This is a genomic window from Zoogloea sp., assembly GCF_041908905.1.
Taxonomy (GTDB): domain Bacteria; phylum Pseudomonadota; class Gammaproteobacteria; order Burkholderiales; family Rhodocyclaceae; genus Zoogloea.
Genome location: NZ_JAYREK010000003.1, coordinates 1 through 17,224, shown reverse-complemented (window position 1 = coordinate 17,224; position 17,224 = coordinate 1). Strand labels below are relative to the sequence as shown.

General features: G+C 69.5%; 15 protein-coding genes and 1 pseudogene. 8 read left to right on the top strand and 8 right to left on the bottom strand.

Annotated features, from left to right (window positions below):
* Positions 1 to 3: 3 nt before the first annotated feature.
* Positions 4 to 1,146, top strand: coding sequence for a PepSY-associated TM helix domain-containing protein (locus tag ACE3OU_RS03280; protein ID WP_374240110.1), 1,143 nt, complete (start codon positions 4 to 6; stop codon positions 1,144 to 1,146).
* Between the two features lie 16 nt (positions 1,147 to 1,162).
* Here ACE3OU_RS03280 and ACE3OU_RS03275 read toward each other — a convergent pair whose 3' ends face one another.
* The 4 genes from ACE3OU_RS03275 to ACE3OU_RS03260 form a co-directional block, all read right to left on the bottom strand.
* A complete protein-coding gene (locus ACE3OU_RS03275; protein WP_374240109.1) occupies positions 1,163 to 2,146 on the bottom strand; it encodes a serine/threonine protein kinase in 984 nt (327 codons plus the stop codon).
* A complete protein-coding gene (locus tag ACE3OU_RS03270; protein WP_374240108.1) occupies positions 2,143 to 2,904 on the bottom strand; it encodes a TerC family protein in 762 nt (253 codons plus the stop codon). Before ACE3OU_RS03270 ends, ACE3OU_RS03275 begins: the two co-directional genes overlap by 4 nt.
* 101 nt (positions 2,905 to 3,005) lie before the next feature.
* The gene (locus tag ACE3OU_RS03265; protein ID WP_374240107.1) at positions 3,006 to 6,056 is read right to left on the bottom strand and encodes an EAL domain-containing protein; all 3,051 of its coding nucleotides are present in this window, start codon (positions 6,054 to 6,056) and stop codon (positions 3,006 to 3,008) included.
* Positions 6,057 to 6,216: 160 nt separating this feature from the next.
* Positions 6,217 to 7,488: an NnrS family protein gene (locus ACE3OU_RS03260; RefSeq protein ID WP_374240106.1), complete on the bottom strand. Its 1,272-nt coding sequence runs from the start codon at positions 7,486 to 7,488 to the stop codon at positions 6,217 to 6,219.
* Positions 7,489 to 7,580: 92 nt separating this feature from the next.
* Between ACE3OU_RS03260 and ACE3OU_RS03255 the strand changes: the two genes are divergently transcribed.
* Positions 7,581 to 8,288: a Crp/Fnr family transcriptional regulator gene (locus ACE3OU_RS03255; RefSeq protein ID WP_374240105.1), complete on the top strand. Its 708-nt coding sequence runs from the start codon at positions 7,581 to 7,583 to the stop codon at positions 8,286 to 8,288.
* Between the two features lie 14 nt (positions 8,289 to 8,302).
* Here ACE3OU_RS03255 and ACE3OU_RS03250 read toward each other — a convergent pair whose 3' ends face one another.
* Positions 8,303 to 8,533, bottom strand: coding sequence for a DUF2249 domain-containing protein (locus ACE3OU_RS03250; RefSeq protein ID WP_374240104.1), 231 nt, complete (start codon positions 8,531 to 8,533; stop codon positions 8,303 to 8,305).
* 286 nt (positions 8,534 to 8,819) lie between these two features.
* Here ACE3OU_RS03250 and ACE3OU_RS03245 point away from each other — a divergent pair, with 286 nt between their 5' ends.
* Positions 8,820 to 9,179 carry a hypothetical protein gene (locus ACE3OU_RS03245; protein WP_374240103.1) on the top strand — a complete coding sequence of 120 codons (360 nt, stop codon included), beginning with the start codon at positions 8,820 to 8,822 and terminating at the stop codon, positions 9,177 to 9,179.
* Between the two features lie 13 nt (positions 9,180 to 9,192).
* On the opposite strand, the gene ACE3OU_RS03240 is transcribed toward ACE3OU_RS03245, so the two are convergent.
* Positions 9,193 to 10,749, bottom strand: coding sequence for a cytochrome D1 domain-containing protein (locus tag ACE3OU_RS03240; protein ID WP_374240102.1), 1,557 nt, complete (start codon positions 10,747 to 10,749; stop codon positions 9,193 to 9,195).
* A gap of 82 nt (positions 10,750 to 10,831) precedes the next feature.
* Entirely contained in the window at positions 10,832 to 12,025 is a 1,194-nt protein-coding gene (nirJ, locus tag ACE3OU_RS03235; protein WP_374240101.1) for a heme d1 biosynthesis radical SAM protein NirJ, read from the bottom strand.
* 228 nt (positions 12,026 to 12,253) lie between these two features.
* On the opposite strand from nirJ, the gene yiaA reads away from it, so the two are divergent.
* The 5 genes from yiaA (at position 12,254) to ACE3OU_RS03210 (ending at position 16,494) form a co-directional block, all read left to right on the top strand.
* Positions 12,254 to 12,685, top strand: a complete 432-nt coding sequence (yiaA, locus tag ACE3OU_RS03230) for an inner membrane protein YiaA (protein ID WP_374240100.1) — start codon at positions 12,254 to 12,256, stop codon at positions 12,683 to 12,685.
* Positions 12,686 to 12,839: 154 nt separating this feature from the next.
* A complete protein-coding gene (locus tag ACE3OU_RS03225) occupies positions 12,840 to 13,478 on the top strand; it encodes a TetR/AcrR family transcriptional regulator (RefSeq protein WP_374240099.1) in 639 nt (212 codons plus the stop codon).
* Between the two features lie 52 nt (positions 13,479 to 13,530).
* Complete coding sequence (locus ACE3OU_RS03220) at positions 13,531 to 14,514, top strand: MDR family oxidoreductase (protein WP_374240098.1); 984 nt, start codon at positions 13,531 to 13,533, stop codon at positions 14,512 to 14,514.
* Between the two features lie 46 nt (positions 14,515 to 14,560).
* Complete coding sequence (locus ACE3OU_RS03215; protein ID WP_374240097.1) at positions 14,561 to 15,139, top strand: peroxidase-related enzyme; 579 nt, start codon at positions 14,561 to 14,563, stop codon at positions 15,137 to 15,139.
* A 149-nt stretch (positions 15,140 to 15,288) separates the two neighbouring features.
* Positions 15,289 to 16,494 (top strand): YbfB/YjiJ family MFS transporter, encoded by a 1,206-nt coding sequence (locus tag ACE3OU_RS03210; protein ID WP_374240096.1) that lies wholly within the window; start codon positions 15,289 to 15,291, stop codon positions 16,492 to 16,494.
* A 127-nt stretch (positions 16,495 to 16,621) separates the two neighbouring features.
* On the opposite strand, the pseudogene ACE3OU_RS03205 reads toward ACE3OU_RS03210, so the two are convergent.
* Positions 16,622 to 17,224 (bottom strand): annotated as a pseudogene (locus tag ACE3OU_RS03205) (IS3 family transposase); the annotation flags it as partial.

The window sequence follows — 17,224 nt, the reverse complement described above, 5'->3', positions numbered from 1 at the left end:
CGCATGAAGCCCGCCCTGCGCCGCGCCTGGCTCCGCGTCCACCTGTACGTGGGGCTGGGGCTGGGCGGGCTGTTCGCGCTGCTCGGGCTCAGCGGCAGCGGGCTGGTGTTCTACCTGGAGCTCGACGAGTTCCTCAACCCGCAGATCGCGGTCGCCCGGCCCGCCCCGGCGCCGTCGCCCGAGGCGGTGTTCCGGCGCCTGCAGGCGCTCCATCCGGAGCGCGACGGGCCGTGGCGGATCGAGATGCCCCTGGCCGCCGACCGGCCGCTGCTGGCCCGCTACTACGGCCCGCCCGAAACTGCCGGGCGCGGCTTCGCCCCCCTGATGCTGACCCTCGACCCGCTGACGCTGGCGGAGACCAGCCACCGCTTCTGGGGCGACTACGCGATGACCTGGCTGTACGACCTCCACTACACCCTGCTCGCCGGCCCGACCGGCCGCACGCTGGTGGGCTGGGCCGGGGTGCTGCTGCTGGTGTCCCTGCTCACCGGGCTGGTGCTGTGGTGGCCCGGCCCGGCGCGCCTGAGGGCCGCCCTGAAGCCTGCGCTGCGCAAGGGCCGGGTGCGCCTCACCTACGACCTTCACGTGCTGGGCGGCGTTTACGGGCTGGTGCTGCTGGCGGTGCTGGTCTTCACCGGCGTGGTGCTGGCGCTGCCGGAGCTGGCTCGCCCGCTGGTCGCCGCGGTGTCGCCGCTGGCGCCGGGCTTCCGCGGGCCGGCCGGGCTGGTGGAGGAGGGCGGGGCGGCGATTTCCCTGGATGCGGCGCTGGCAAGCGCGCGGCGGCACTTTCCGGACGGCGAGCTGCGCTGGGTGGAGACCCCCGGCGCGCAGGGCCGGCCGATCTCGCTGCGCTTCCACCGGGCGGGCGAGCCGGGGCGGCGCTTTGCGCGCAACCAGGTGTGGATAGACCCGGGCAGCGGCGGCGTGCTGGCGATCCGCGACACCCGGCAGGATTCCGCCGGCGAGCGCTTTCTGGACTGGATGCACCCGCTGCACAACGGCGAAGCCTTCGGGCTCGCCGGCCGGCTGCTGGCCTTTGCGGGTGGGCTGCTGCCGACGCTGTTGCTGGTGACCGGCTGGCTGCGCTGGCGCCACAAGTGTGCCGCGCGGCGGCTGAGCGCGGCGCGGCGGGTGGCGGCGCGGTGAGCCCGCGCCCGGCCGCTCAGAACTGCCGCACCAGCGGCGATTCGTCCATCAGCGCGATCTGCTCGCGCAGGGCCAGGATCTGGTCCTGCCAGTAGCGCGGGGTGTCGAACCAGCCGAAGGCGGCCGGGAAGGCCGGGTCGCTCCAGCGTTTGGCGATCCAGCCGGCGTAGTGGATGAGGCGCAGGGTGCGCAGGGCTTCCACCAGATGCAGGCTGCGGGGGTCGAAGTCGGCGAACTGCTCGTAGCCTTCGAGCACGTGGTCGAGCTGGCGGGCCATCGCCGGGGTGTCGCCGGAGAGCAGCATCCACAGGTCCTGGATCGCCGGGCCGTTGCGGGCGTCGTCGAAGTCCACGAAGTGCGGGCCGGCGTCGGTCCATAGCACGTTGCCGGCGTGGCAGTCGCCGTGGAGGCGCAGCTGCGGGATGTCGCCGGCGCGCTCGTAGCAGCGACGCACGCTGGCGAGGGCCTGGTCCACCACCGTGTGCCAGGGCTCGCGCAGCTCGGCGGGCAGGAAGCTGCTGTGCAGGATCTCGTCGCGGGGCTGCTGGCCGAAGCTGGCGATGTCGAGGGTCGGCCGCCCGGCAAACAGCCGGCGCCCGCCCACCGCGTGGATGCGGCCCAGGAAGCGGCCCAGCCAGCCCAGCACGGCCGGGTCGTCGAGCTCCGGGGCCCGCCCGCCGCGGCGGGCAAACAGCGCAAAGCGGAAGCCGTCGTGGTGGTGCAGGGTGTGGCCGTCGATCGCCAGGGCCGGCACGGCGGGGATCTCGGCCTCGGCCAGCTCGGCCAGGAAGCCGTGCTCCTCGAGGATCGCCCCGTCGCTCCAGCGGCCCGGGCGGTAGAACTTGGCGATCAGCGGGGGGCCGTCGTCGATGCCCACCTGATACACCCGGTTTTCATAGCTGTTGAGGGTCAGCAGGCGCCCGTCGCAGGCGAGGCCGAGGCTCTCGACCGCGCCGAGCACGAAGTCCGGCGTGAGCGGCCCGAAGGCGCCGGCGCTCACTGCTTGCCTTCGCGCACGTACGGCTCGTGGAGCTTGACCGGCTCGACCCGCGCCACGGCGCGGGCGCGCATGCGCAGGTTGAGCATCTCGACCATCACCGAGAAGGCCATCGCCGAGTAGATGTAGCCCTTCGGCACGTGGTGGCCGAAGGCGTCGGCCATCAGCACCACGCCGATCACCAGCAGGAACGACAGCGCCAGCATCTTGACGGTGGGGTGGCGCGAGACGAAGTCGCTGATCGGGCCGGAGGCGATCATCATCAGGCCCACCGAGGCGATCACCGCAGCCATCATCACCGGCAGGTTGTTCACCATGCCGATGGCGGTGATGATGGAGTCGAGGGAGAACACGATGTCGATCATGATGATCTGCACGATCACCGCGCCGAAGGTGGCCTTGACGGCGCTGGAGGCTTCGCCTTCCTCGCCTTCCATCAGCTGGTGCACCTCCTGGGTGCTCTTCCAGACCAGGAACAGGCCGCCGCCGAGCAGGATCAGGTCGCGGCCCGAGAAGCCGTGGCCGAGCACGGTGACCAGCGGTTCGGTCATGCCGGCCATCCACGACAGGGCGGCCAGCAGGGCGAGGCGCATGAACATCGCCAGGAACAGGCCCAGCCGGCGCGCGAAGGCGCGCTTCTCGGGGGGCAGCTTGTCCACCAGGATGGAGATGAAGATCACGTTGTCGATCCCCAGCACCAGCTCCAGCGCGGTGAGGGTGAAGAAGGCGATCAACAGTTGCGGGTCGGTCAGGAATTCCATTTTTTACAATGTGTTGTGGCAAGGGCGCGCGCGGCCGGGGCTGCGCGCCGCGCATGGTCGCATGAAACGGGGCGGCGTTGCCGATTCCTGAAAGCGCGCCTTCAGTGGCGGGTGGCGTAGGCGCGCATCCAGCGCTGCATGCGTGCGGCCGGCATCGGATGGGCGATGCCGTGGCCCTGGATCAGGTGGCAGCCCAGCCGCAGCAGGGCCTGGCGGTGGCGCGGCGTCTCGACGCCCTCGGCGATCACCTCCCGCTTGAAGGCGCTGGCGAGGCCGATCATGCCCTGCACGGCGGCCATGTCGTCGGCGTCGTCGAGCATGTTGTGGATGATCGAGCGGTCGATCTTGATGCTGCGCACCGGCAGCCGGCGCAGGCTGGTGAGGGCGCTGTGGCCGGTGCCGAAGTCGTCGAGGGCGAAGCTCACCCCCAGCGCGTTGCAGGCGGCCATCACCCGGGCGGTGTCGGCCATGTCGCCGAGGGTGGGCGACTCGACCACCTCCAGCTCGAGCAGGCCCGGGTCGAGCTCGGGGTGGGCGTCGAGGAGCTGCTTGAGGTGGGGCACGAAGTCCGGGTGGGCCAGGTGGCGGGCGGAGATGTTGACGCTCATCGTGGTCGTCGTGCCGGCACCGCGCCAGGCGTCGAGCTGGGTGACGGCCGTGGCGAGGACCCAGTTGCCCAGGTCGATCTCGAAACCCGACTCGCTCACCGCCGGCAGGAACTCGCCCGGCAGGCGCAGCCCGAGCTCCGGGTGCTTCCAGCGGATCAGCGCCTCGACCCCGATCAGCCGGTTGCTGCGCGTGTCGATCTTGGGCTGGTAGTGCAGCTCCAGCTCGCCGGCCCGCAGGGCCGACTCGATGCGGATCTGGGCGTCCCGCTGGGCGCGCAGCTGGCGGTCGCGCTCCGGGTTGAAGAGGTGGTAGGCGTTGCGGCCGTTCTGCTTGGCCAGGTACATGGCCTGGTCGGCCTGGCGCAGCAGGGTGTCGGGGTCGGAGCCGTCGAGGGGGCACAGGGTCACGCCGATGCTGGCGGTCACGCGCAGCTCGTGGCCGTCGATGTGGATCGGCCGGGCGATGGTGGCGAGCAGGCGCTGGAAGACCTGCTCGCATTCGTCGGAATGCTCGAGGCCGTTGTAGATCAGCGCGAACTCGTCGCCGCCCAGGCGCGCCACCGTGTCGCCGGTGCGGGTCGAGGCCTGCAGGCGGCGGGCGATCTCGATCAGCAGGCGGTCGCCGGTGGCGTGGCCGAGGCGGTCGTTGACCGGCTTGAAGCCGTCCAGGTCGAGGTAGGCGACGGCGGCGAGGCTGCCGTTGCGCTCGGCCTGGGCGAGGGCCATCTGCATGCGGTCGGCCAGCAGCGCGCGGTTGGGCAGCTGGGTGAGGCTGTCGTGGTAGGCCAGGTGCTCCAGCTGGCGCTGGTTTTCCTTGAGCTCGGTGATGTCCGAGAACAGGCCCACGTAGTGGGTGGTCTGGCCGGCCTCGTTGCGCACCGCGGAGATGTTGCCGAGCTGGACGAAGAGTTCGCCGTTCTTGCGGCGGCTGCAGGTTTCGCCCTGCCACACGCCGCTGGTGCGGAGGGCTTCCGACATCCCGGCGTAGAAGGTCTCGTCGTTGAGGTCGGCGTGCAGCATGCGGGAGTTGCGGCCGATGACCTCGTCGCGGCGGTAGCCGGTGACGGCGCAGAAGCTGTCGTTCACCTCGAGGATGCGCGACTGCGGGTCGGTGATGACGATGCTCTCCCGGGCGTGGCGGAAGACGCTGGCGGTGAGGCGCAGGTAGTCCTCGGCGGCGACCCGGGCGGTGGCGTCGGTGAGGGTGCCGGAGGTGCCGATCAGGCAGTCGTCGTTGTCCACGACCGCGCGCACCGCCAGGTCCACCCAGCGCAGGCTGCCGTCCCGGTGGATCAGGCGCAGGGTCGCCGTGCAGCTGTCGGCGTGGCGCTCCACCAGCGGGCGCAGGGCTTCGCGGCGGGCCTCGCGGTCGTCCGGGTGGAGGTAGTCGAGGAAGCTGTGGCCGAGGCTGTCGGCCACCGCATGGCCGCTGATGTGCTCCCAGGCCGGGTTGAGGAGCTGCCAGTGGCCGTGGATGTCGGTCTGGAAGATGACCTCCTGAACGCACTCGAAGACCTGCTGGTAGCGGGTCTGGCTCTCGTGCAGCGCCTCGGAGGTGATGCGCAGCGCGGTGATGTCGGTCACGCTGCCCACCACCCGCCGCGGCCGGCCGTCGGGGTCGGATTCCACCACGCCGCCCCGGTCGCGCACCCAGATCGGGTCGCCGTCGGCGTGGCGCAGGCGGTACTCGATGGTGTGGCAGCCGTCGCGCAGGCCGCCCTCGAGGGCGCTGGCGACCTCGTCGCGGTCTTCCGGATGGACCAGCGCGAGGAAGCCGTCGAGGGCATGCTCCAGCGCGTCCACGTTGCGGCCCAGCATCCGGCACCACACGCCGTTGTGGCGGAAGGTGCCGCTGGCGAGGTCCCACTCCCACAGCCCTTCGCCGATGGTGGCCAGCACGTCGGCCAGCCGCTGCTGGCCGCGCCGCGCCTCGTCTTCGGCCAGCAGGCGCTCGTTTACGTCGCAGGCGAAGCCGAGGGTGCCGATGATCTGCCCGTCGCGGCCGCGCACCGGCGCCTTGAAGGTCTCGAACCACAGGGTGGCGCCCTGCCGGGGCAGCTGCTCGACCCGCGTGCGCGGGTGTCCGCTGGCCATCACCTCCAGGTCGTCGGCGCGCTGGGCGGCAGCGACCTCCGCCGGCCACAGGGCCCGGTCGGTGCGGCCGATCACCGCCATCGGCTCGGGCTGGCCGCAGGCTTCGGCGAAGCTGCGGTTGACGATCAGGAAGCGCCCGTCCCGGTCCTTCATCCACAGCAGCAGCGGCAGGCCGTTGATCAGGGCCTCGGCGCCGAGGGTTTCGCCGGACTCGCTGGCCGTCGTGTCGAGGGACAGCCGGGCGATCGGTGTCTCGCCGGGCAGGCCGTCGCGCCACGCCTGCAGCAGGGTCCGGGCGCTCAGGAAGCGCGTGTCCGCCTCCACCTCGCCCACCGGGACGCAGGACAGGCCCCGGGTCAGGAGGTAGGACAGGGCTTCGAAGAGGGTGTGTTGCGGGTTCAGGCGCAGGGCCGCCCGGCCCGGGCTGGCGTTGCTTCGACGTTCCGACATGGTCTGAATCTGGCAATTTTGTTGTTCGTACGATGTTGCCGACTCGGGTGCACCGTGCCAAGGAAGGAAGTCCGCTCAACCGGGGATAGGGCCTATTCCTTTGGAGGTAATCTGCAAATAAATGTGGCGGCTGCGGTAGTTTTCGCGGTCCTGGCTCCCATCAACCGGGGCGGCCGTCGGCGCGGGGTTTCAGGTAGATCGGCAACAGCCGGCCGGCCCAGGGGCCGAACACCGCCAGCCAGCCGATGCCGGCCAGCGCCAGCAGCGGGTCGTGGCCGACCGGCAGCACGTCCGCCAGCACCCGCAGCAGCGCCACGCCGTGGAGCGCCAGGGCCAGCCGCCAGGTGAGGCCGTCGGCCACCAGCGGGCGGCCCGAATGGCCCAGGGTGACCCGCGACACCATCGCCAGCGTCATCGTCGCGAAATAGCCCACCGCCAGCGCGTGCAGCGGCGCCAGGCCGAGGGTGGGGATGCCGGCCGCGGCCAGCAGACCCTGCAGCCCGAACAGCAGCCAGGCGATGCCCAGCCACACGAAGCCCAGGTGCAGCATGGCCAGGATCGGCACCGCCAGGCTGCGCCGGAGCTGCCACTTCCAGCTCAGCCACAGGGCGCAGCCGGCGCCCACGAGGTCCGCCGGCCAGGCCAGCGCGGCCAGGTCGGCCATCGCCAGCGCCCCGTGCAGCGCGCTGACCGCGAGCAGCAGGCGCAGCGTCCAGTCGGGGCGGTAGGCCTCGTATCGGGGCAGGGCCGAGGCCGAGAAGAAGGGGATCATCCGGTGCCCGACCACCATGAACAGCGGCGTGAGCAGCCACCACATGCCGATCGCCAGCCCGATCCGGGCCGCCGCCGCGCCGGCGCCGAGGGCGAAGGCGATCCAGGCCGCCAGCCCGACCGCCCCGGCGCCCAGCGCGCACCAGGCCGCCACCGGATGCAGGCCGGCCTTGCCCGGCCGGAACGCCACCCCGAACAGAAAGCGCGCCGCCAGCATCCAGCCCGCCAGCACCAGCGCGAGGCCGGCGGCGAGCAGGCCCGGCAGCGCCAGCAGCAGCCCGGCGTCGAACACCAGCCAGCCGCCCACCAGGCACAGCCAGGGCAGCCGGGCGGCGCTGCCCGGCGTGTCGGGCATGCCCTGCCAGCGTGGCATGGCGGTCATCAGGAAGCCGAACACGAAGAACGGGAACACCCCGTACAGTGCCCACAGGCCGTGCACCCAGCCCGGCGGCCACGGCCAGGCCGGGCCCGCCAGCAGGCCGTTGCGGGCGAGGAGTTCCCACACCCAGGGCAGGAAGGCCAGCACGGTCTGCGCCGCCCCGGCCAGGAACATCGGCCGGTGGGGCGCGGCGAACAGGATTCCCGGCCCCGCGGGGGGCGGTGTTTCGGCCTGCGGCCCCGCCGGGCGGCCGGGCATCTGGAGCTGGATGGGTTTTTGCATGATCGTCAAATGCCCTCGTCGATGGCGGCAGCGCGCGCGGGCAGGGTTAGAATCCCGCCTTGCCGAATTCCCAGAAAATAAAGGTTCACGCGATGTCCTCCGAGAAGATCGATATCCCAGGCCTGTTGAGCCGAATGCCCCTGTTCAGCGCGCTGTCGCCGGACGACCTGGCCCACATGGCGGCGGCCACCCGCGAGCGGCGCCTGCAGAAGGGGGAGCGCCTGTTCCAGCGCGGCGAGCAGCCGAAGGGGTTCTTCCTGGTCGTGTGGGGGCAGGTCAAGCTGGCCTTCACGTCGGCCCAGGGCAACGAGAAGGTGGTCGAGATCCTCGGTCCGCTGCAGAGCTTCGGCGAGGCGGTGATGTTCCTCGACCAGCCCTATCCGGTGCTCGGCGAGGCGCTGGCCGACACCCTGGTGCTGCACATCGGCGCCCAGGCGGTGTTCGGCCAGATCGAGCAGGACCCGCGCTTCGCCCGCAAGCTGCTGGCCGGCATGTCGATCCGCCTGCACACGATGGTGCGCGACGTGGAGTCCTACGCGCTGCGCTCGTCGATCCAGCGGGTCATCGGCTACCTGCTGCAGCTGGCCGAGGGCACGCCCTGCGCGCCGGGCGCCGGCGCCGCCCAGGGCAGGGCCGAGGTCGAGCTGCCGACCAGCAAGCAGGTGATTGCCTCGCGGCTCAGCCTGACCCCCGAAACCCTGTCGCGGATCTTCCACGAGCTGTCCGACATGGGCCTGATCTCGGTCCATGGCAAGCACATCGTGATCCACGATATCGCCCGTCTCGCCGAACACGACTGAACGGGGCGCGGCCCTCAGGGGGCCGCCGCGTGGCGGATGTGCACCGAGACCTCGCCGGTGTCGCTCCGCTCGGTGCGGTGGGCGTAGCCGTTGCGCTTGAGGATGTCGTACAGCGGGCCCGGCTCCCGGTAGAGCAGCAGGATCACCTCGCCGTCCGGCGGCAGGGTGTCGAGGGCCTCGAGGGTCAGGTTGAGCGGCTCGGGCGGCATCAGGCCGCGGGCATCGACGATCACGGGGGCAGGCATGAGAGGCGCTCCGTTGAGGCTGCGGAATGCAGCGGGTGCCTGGCAGAGTGGCCCAGCCGCCACCACCACACCTTGAGCCTGGTCAATCACCGGCATGTGGCCGTGGCGCATGGCGCAGGCGTTTGTCCGGGCGGGGGCTAAACTTCCTTCAATGCTCGATCCCCGCGGTGGCCAGTGGCCGCTTTCCCCTTTTTGAAAATCCCATGAACCCTGAGTTTTTCCCTGCGTTTGGCTGTCACCCTCCGGATGTGTCCGGTGGCGTTTGCCGGCTTGAAGAGAGCCGGTCGTGAAGGAAGGCTCCGCCCTGCTCGTGGCCCTGGCGCTGGCCGTGGGCATCGCTTACTGGTCGGATCATTTCCGTGCCACGGGGGGCAAGCCGGAGCCCGCCGCCGCGCCGGCCTTCCCCTACCAGACGCCGCCGCCGCGGGGCCGCGCGCCCGCCGCCGAGCACGCGGTGGGGCCGGAACGCCTCGAGGTGGCGCCGACCCCGGATGTGGTGGCCAAGGCGCTGCTGTGCGAGGAACTGCAGGAGGTCATCCGCGGGGTGGATGCCGCCCTGCAGACGCCCCAGTCGCCGGCCGCCACCGAGCAGCTCAACGCGCGCCGCCGCGCCTACGTCGAGAAGCGGATGGCGCTGGGCTGCTGAGGCCGCCCGGCGCTCAGTGGCTGGTGCCTTCCGAGCGCTGGATCTTGTTGAAGAGGTTGTACTTGCCGATCGGCTTGCTGGCCGGCAGGCGCTTGATTTCCTTGAAGGTTTTGGCATCCAGGAAGATCAGCGCGCCGTCCTTTTCCATCAGGCTGGCGATCACGTAGCGGCCGCGGCGGTCGAACTCCACGTGGGCGAAGGTCTTGCCGGGCTCGGGGCGCACCTCGTGGACCACCTGGAGGCTCTGCTTGTCGATCACCTGCAGGGTGTCGCGGGCGGTGGGGCTCATCATCGAATCGACCCACGCGTAGGGGCTGTTCTCGTGGCTGCGCAAAAAGAAGCCGGGCCCGAGGGTGGGGATGGTCGCCACGGTCTGCCAGTTCTGCATGTCGATCACGCTGACCTGGGCGTCCTTGAGGTTGGTGCTGGCCACCACCCGCCGGCCATCGCGCAGCCACGAGATGCCCGAACCCAGGTGCGGCATGCCGGGCAGGTCGAGGGCCGCGATGGCCCGGCGCACGTCGAGGTTCACCACCTGGCCGCGGCCGTCGCGGCTCGCGCCGACCACGTTGGCGTAGTCCTGGGTGAAGAAGAAGTCATCCAGCGGCACGTCGAGCACGGTGCGGCGCGGGTTGAGGAAGCCCGGCGTGGCGATCGCCTCGCCCATCTTGTAGTCGTGCACGTAGCCGTCGTGGAAGGGTTGGGCAGCCGGGTCGTAGGAGACCTCCCAGATCTCCGGCAGGTCCTTCAGGCCGATGATGAAGCTCTTGCGCGGCGCCGCGTCGTACACCGCCGACAGGCGCGAGGTGGCGTCGCCCTTGAGGTTGCGGCCGGCGATCACCTTGAGCAGCTTGAGGTCGGCGTCGAAGATCACCAGGTTGCCGGGCAGGTAGTTGGCCACCGCCACGTAGCGCCCGTCGGAGGACACCGCGGCGTTGCGGGTATTGAGCCCGGCGCGCACCTCGGCCACCACCTTCAGGTTCCAGATGTCGAACTTGCTGATCCAGCCGTCCCGCGAGGCGAAGAACACGTAGCGCCCGTCCGGCGTGAACTTCGGCCCGCCGTGCAGCGCGTAGCGCGACGGGAAGCGGTGGATGCGCTCCATGCAGTCGCCGTCGAGCACGCTCACGTGGTGGTCGCCGGCCTCGACGACGATGAACAGGTTCATCGGGTCGGCCTTGGCCATGTCGCCCTGGCGCGTGTCGGGCAGGCTGCCGGGCGGATGGGGCTCGACCCGCGAGGCGCGGATGTCGGCCTCGCTCCAGGCCGGCGCGGGGCTCACCGGGGAGTAGATCCAGCCGGCCAGTGCGTCGATCTCGGCGGCCGACAGCGTCGCCGCGAAGGCCGGCATCTGGGTGGCGGCGCGGCCGTCGCGGATGGTGGCGACGGCGTCCTTGCGCTTGAGGCGCTCCAGGCTCTCGGGCAGCAGCGCCGGGCCCATCCCGCCGAGGCGGCTGGCGCCGTGGCAGCTGGCGCAGTGCTGGGTGTACAGGGCCGGCGCGTCGGCGGCCAGCGCCGGGGGCAGGGTGCCGAGGAGGAGGGCGGCGAGGAGGCTGCGGAGGATCTTCATGGCGCGTATTCGCTGTGGGTCGGGCGCGGCCCGACAGATTTCGGTGCCCGGCCGGTGCGGTGCGGCGGGGCTCAGGCCGGGTTTACGCGGCTGTCAGGCGTACCCACGGCTTGACCTCCAGCCGGGCGGTGTCGTCGGCCACGCCGATCTCGGCGTTGTCGAGGTAGCAGCCCGGGTCTTCCTGCCAGGGGTCGCCGGTGAGCTGCTGGGCGCGCACGCGGGTGTTGCCGTTGCAGATCGCCAGGTGGCGGCATTCGGCGCAGCGCCCCTTCACCGGCCGCGGCGACTGCTTGAGGCCGGCCATCAGCGGGTCGGAGAGGTCGGTCCAGATGTCGCCGAAGCTGCGTTCGCGCACGTTGCCGAGGGTGTGGTGCCACCACATGGTGTCGGGGTGCACGTTGCCCAGGTTGTCGATGTTGGCCACGTTCACCCCGCTCGAGTTGCCGCCCCACTGGCGTAGCTTGGCCTCGATGTGCGCCGCCCGCTCGGGGAAGCGGCGTTGCACCCACTGCAGGAAGAAGGGCCCGTCGGCGTCGTTGTTGCCGGTGGTGAAGTCCCGTTCCAGCCCGCGCGCCTCGTAGTCGAGGGCGGTCTCGAAGAGTCGCTCCATCGCGTCGCGGGTCAGGCGGTGGCGGGCGTCGTCGGCGCGGTTCTTGTTGCCGCGGCCGGCGTAGTTGAGGTGCGAGAAATAGAAGCGGTCGATGCCTTCGTCGGCCACCAGCTGCAGCACGCCGGGGAGGTCGGCGGCGTTGTCCTGGGTCATCGTGAAGCGCACCCCCACCTTCACGCCGAGATCGCGGCACAGGCGCAGGCCGGCCAGCGAGCGGTCGAAGGCGCCGTCGAGGCGGCGGAATTTGTCGTGGGTGTCGCGGATGCCGTCGAGGCTGACCCCCACGTAGTCGAAGCCGATGGCGGCGATGCGCTCGATGTTGGACGCGTCGATCAGCGTGCCGTTGGACGACAGGCCCACGTAGAACCCCATCTGCTTGGCCCGCCCGGCGATCTCGAAGATGTCCGGCCGCAGCAGCGGCTCGCCCCCCGACAGGATGAGCACCGGCACCCGGAAGGCCTTGAGCTCGTCCATCACGCGGAACACCTCGGGGGTGTCGAGCTCGCCGGCGAAGTCCTTGTCGGCGGAGATCGAGTAGCAGTGCTTGCAGGTGAGGTTGCAGCGCCGGATGAGGTTCCAGATCACCACCGGCCCGGGCGGGTTGCGCTTCGGCCCGATGGGCGTGGGTGAGGTGAGTTCGCGGACGTAGGCGGAGATGCGGAACATGGCGGGCCTTTCCGGGCGGGTATGCGGCGATTGTCGGCGCAGCCGCGCCCGGAGGGCCTTGACGGCCATCAATCACCACCCGGAATCGCTGCCTGTCCCGGCCGGCGTACGGCGGGCATGCCGGATGCGTTGCCCGCCTTGATCTTTTTATTGTGCTATATATAATTTCAGTTATATTTTATCGGTATATTCATTCGGGTTTCATGGAGGTGAGTCATGAGTGCAAGCGTGCAACGGCCAACCGGCGCCTTCGTCGGCGCATCATGGGCGGCGCTGCTGGTGGGGGCGGTCGTTTATCTGATGGGGCTGTGGAACTCCACGATGCCGCTCAACGAGAAGGGCTATTACTTCACCATCCTGATGTACGGCCTGTTTGCCGCCGTCTCGCTGCAGAAGTCCGTCCGCGACCGCCTGGAGGGCACCCGCGTCACCGCAATCTACTACGCCCTGTGCTGGCTCTCGCTGCTGCTGGCGGTGCTGCTGCTCGTCGTGGGGCTGTGGAATGCCAGCCTGGCGTCGAGCGAAAAGGGTTTCTATGCGATGGCCTATCTGCTCAGCCTGTTCGGGTCCGTCGCCGTCCAGAAGAACGTGCGCGACATCGCGCTCCACGACAAGGATTCGGCCGGCTTCCCCGAGGCCTTCGGGCCGCTGGAGGGTTGAGCGGCCCTGACCGGGAGGCCAGAAAGATGCGGCGCACCGGCCGGAGCGGTGGGGGCGCACGCTTCGAGTGGTGCGGTCTCAAAACGGCCGCGGGCCTTGGCTACGGAAACCTGCCGGCTTGTATTTCTTGAGACGATCAGTCTAATATCTGCCCATGGAAGCAAAACCTCAAACCGTCCGCCGCCGCGGCAGACCCCCGCGACAGCGGGAGGATCTGGCCGACACGCGTGAGCTGCTGCTGCGGGCGGGCCTCGAGGTGCTCACCGAAAAAGGCTTCTCGGCCACGGGGATCGACGAGATCCTCGGGCGGGCGGGGGTGCCCAAGGGCTCCTTCTACCATTACTTCGCCAGCAAGGAGGCCTTCGGGCTGGCCCTCATCGAGCGCTACGGTGAATTCTTTGCCCGCAAGCTCGACCGCCACCTGGGCAACCGGGGCCTGCCGCCCCTCGAGCGGCTGCAGGCCTTCGTCGATGACGCCAGGGCCGGCATGGCGCGCCTGGATTACCGCCGGGGCTGCCTGATCGGCAATCTCGGCCAGGAGATGGGGGCCTTGCCCGAGAGCTTCCGGGCCCGGCTGAAGGAGACCTTCGAGGACTGGCAGGCCCGCTTCTCGGCCTGTCTCAAGGAAGCCCGGCAGGCCGGCCAGCTGGCCCCCGGGGCCGACACCGATCAGCTGGCGGCCTGCTTCTGGATCGGCTGGGAAGGGGCGGTGCTGCGCGCCAAGCTGGAACAGACCGACAGGCCGTTGCAGGTGTTTGCCGGTTTCTTCTTTGCCAGCCTTCCGCACGGATGACATTTTTTTGCGCGTAACTAGACGATCGGTCTAAATTCAGGGGGAAATGCGTATGTTCAAGGGCATCTTGATCGAGAAGGACGAATCGGGCTACCGCTCTGCGGTCAGGGACATCGACGAGGCCGCCCTGCCCGCGGGCAACGTCACCGTCCGCGTCAGCCATTCCACGCTCAACTACAAGGATGGCCTGGCGATCACCGGCAGAGGGCCCGTCGTGCGCAGGTTCCCGATGGTCCCCGGCATCGACCTGGCCGGGGTCGTCGAGGAGAGCACCCATCCCGACTATCAGCCCGGCGACGCCGTGGTGCTCAACGGCTGGGGCGTCGGCGAGGTGCATTGGGGCGGCCTGGCCCAGAAGGCGCGTCTCGATGGCGACTGGCTGATTCCGCTGCCCGCCCGCTTTTCGCCGCGGCAGGCGATGGCGATCGGCACCGCCGGCTATACCGCCATGCTGTGCGTGCTGGCGCTGGAGCGGCACGGCGTCAAGCCGGCCGATGGCGAGATCGTGGTCACCGGCGCCGCGGGCGGGGTCGGCAGCGTGGCCATCGCCGTGCTGGCCAAGCTCGGCTATTCGGTGGTTGCCGTCACGGGGCGGCCCCAGGACGCGGAATACCTGAAGTCGCTCGGTGCCGGCGAGGTGCTGGACCGCGCCCTCTTCGCGGCGCCCGGCAAGCCCCTCGGCAAGGAGCGCTGGGCCGGCGCGGTGGATGTTGTCGGCAGCCACGTCCTCGCCAACGTCTGCGCCACCACCAAGTACCGCGGCGTGGTGGCCGCCTGCGGCCTGGCCGCGGGCATGGATTTCCCGGCCACGGTCGCGCCGTTCATCCTGCGCGGGGTCACGCTGGCGGGGGTCGACAGCGTGATGTGTCCGCGCGCCGAGCGCCTGCTGGCGTGGCAGCGCCTCGCCGACGATCTCGACGTCGAAAAGCTCGAACGCATCAGCCGCGAAGTCGGGCTGGACGAGGCGATCCCCCTCGCCGCCAGCCTGCTCGACGGCGCCGTCCGCGGCCGCGTCATCGTGGACGTCAATCGGTAACCCGGTTTCATCAGCAGCACAGTCCCACCACAGGAAGGAGAAAAACTTGGCACAAGAAAACCAGCCCGCCGTCAGCCGTTTCCCGGTTCCCGAACTCAAGGACATGCCCGACGACATCCGCGAGCGCATCATCGCCGTGCAGGAGAAGTCCGGCTTCATCCCCAACGTGTTCCTCACCCTCGCCCACCGTCCGGACGAGTTCCGCGCGTTCTTTGCCTATCATGACGCCCTGATGGACAAGCCGGGCAACCTGACCAAGGCCGAGCGCGAGATGATCGTGGTCGCCACCAGCGGCGCCAACCAGTGCCAGTACTGTGTGATCGCCCACGGCGCCATCCTGCGCATCCGGGCCAAGAACCCGCTCATCGCCGATCAGGTGGCCACCAATTACCGCAAGGCCGACCTCACCCCCCGCCAGAAGGCCATGCTGGATTTCGCGATGAAGGTCTCGCAGTCTGCGCACCTGGTCGGCGAGGCGGATTTCGAGGCGCTCAAGGCCCACGGCTTCACCCAGGACGACGTCTGGGACATCGCCGGCATCTCGGCCTTCTTCGGCATGTCGAACCGCATCGCCAACGTGACCAACATGCGCCCCAACGCGGAGTTCTACGCGCTGGGTCGCTGACCGGCACGCCCCTGTACCGTGCAGGGGCTACGCTGTGCTTTCCGGGGTCAGTTTCAGGCCTTCCCGGCTTGAGGCTGGTCAGCCGCCGATGGTCAGGGTCGCTGCATCCGGCCCGGCTTTTCGTCCGATTTCCGAACGTGTGAGGCCTCATGAATATTGCAGTGACAACCGTGACCAAGGCCGGGCGGGATGAACGCCATCGCGTCATCTTTGCCGGCATCTGCGCGCTCATCCTCACGGTGGGGCTGGCGCGCTTTGCCTACACGCCGATGCTGCCCATCATGCGCGACCAGGCGGGCCTGTCGCACCTGGCGGGCGGCTGGCTGGCCACCATCAATTACGCCGGCTATATGTCTGGTGCGCTACTGGCCGCATCGATCAGTGACCTGGGCCGTAAATTCGTGCTGTACCGGATCGGTCTCGTGATTGGCGTACTGAGCACCGCCGCGATGGGGCTGACCGACAACGTGCTGCTGTGGGCCGGGCTTCGTTTCGTCGCCGGTTTTTCCAGCACGGGAGGCCTGCTGCTGGCTTCCGGCCTGGTCCTGAACTGGCTGATCCGGCAGGGCCATCGCCCCGAACTCGGCTTGCATTTCATGGGTATCGGGCTCGGCATTGCCGTGTCGGGGATCGCCGTGGGCGCCATGGCGGATTGGCTCACCTGGGACCGGCAATGGCTGGGGCTGGGCGCCCTCGGCCTGGCGTTCTTCTTGCCCGCCTGGTTCTGGCTGCCGGCGCCGGTCAGCATGCAGGCCAGCGCGGGTCAGGTGGCGCCCGCGCTGGCCGCGCCGACCCAGCGCTGGATGTGGTTGATGATCGCCTCCTACTTTTGCGCGGGTTTCGGCTTCGTGATCAGTGCAACCTTCATCGTCGCCATTCTGGTGAAACTGCCCCTGCTCGCCGGCAAGGGGAGCTGGGTCTGGGTCATCGTCGGGCTGGCCGCCGCACCATCCGGCTTCGTGTGGGATCGGGTCGCCCACGCCCTGGGGCGGATACGGGCCCTGATGATTGCCTACGGTCTGCAGGTCATCTCGATCGCCTTGCCGGTGTTAACCGACAGCCCCGCCCTCAATGTGCTGGGTGCGCTGCTGTTCGGTGCGACTTTCGTCGGCATCGTCAGCCTTACCCTCACCATCGTCGGGCGTCATTTCCCGGCCAACCCCGCCAAGGCGATGGCCAAGATGACGCTGAGTTATGGCGTGGCGCAGATCGTCGCGCCGGCCATGGCCGGCTACATCGCCACCGCCACGGGTAACTATCACGGTGCGCTGATCGTCACGGCGGTCATCATGGTGGCCGGGATGGGCCTGTTGCAGGCGCTCATCCGCGAGGAAAGGCGGGCCGCCCATCCCTGAGGCCCGATCTGCGCCTGGCCGGGTGTTTTTCTGGCGACATCCGCTGCGGCCGGTGGGTCGTACCCTCACCTTGCCGGCTTCCGGTCAGTGAGGTGCCCTACGTTTTCCGCCTTCCAACCGGTCGCCCTTATGCTGCCTTTTCTTGCTGATCCTGTCGTTCGATCCAGTTCCGCAGGAACGTGGTCGGGGACAGGTATCCCAGGGTGGAGTGGCGACGGCTCCGGTTGTAGAACACGGCGATGTACTGGAACAGGTCGCTGGCCGCCTCGTCGCGCGTCGCCTAACGCACGCCATGCACCCGCTCGTTCTTGAGGCTGTTGAAGAAGCTCTCGGTCGGGGCGTTGTCCCAGCAGTTGCCCTTGCGCGACATCGATCCGCGCATGCCGTAGGTGACCAGACGGGCCTGGTAGGCATGACTGGCGTACTGGCTGCCACGGTCGGAGTGGAACAGCACCCCCGGTTCTGGCCGACGGCGCATCAAGCACCAGATCGGTCGTCATCCGCGACTTGATCGACCAGCCGATCACCTCGCGGTTGAGCAGATCGATCACGACCGCCAGATACAGCCAGCCCTCGGCGGTGGCGATGTAGGTGATGTCGCCCGTCCACACGCGATTCGGGGCCTCGGGCGCGAAGTGATGATCGAGCACATTCGGCGCCACCGGCAGGCTGTGTCTGGAATCCGTCGTCACCTTGTAACGCCGCTTGTGCCGCGCCCGGATGCCGTTCT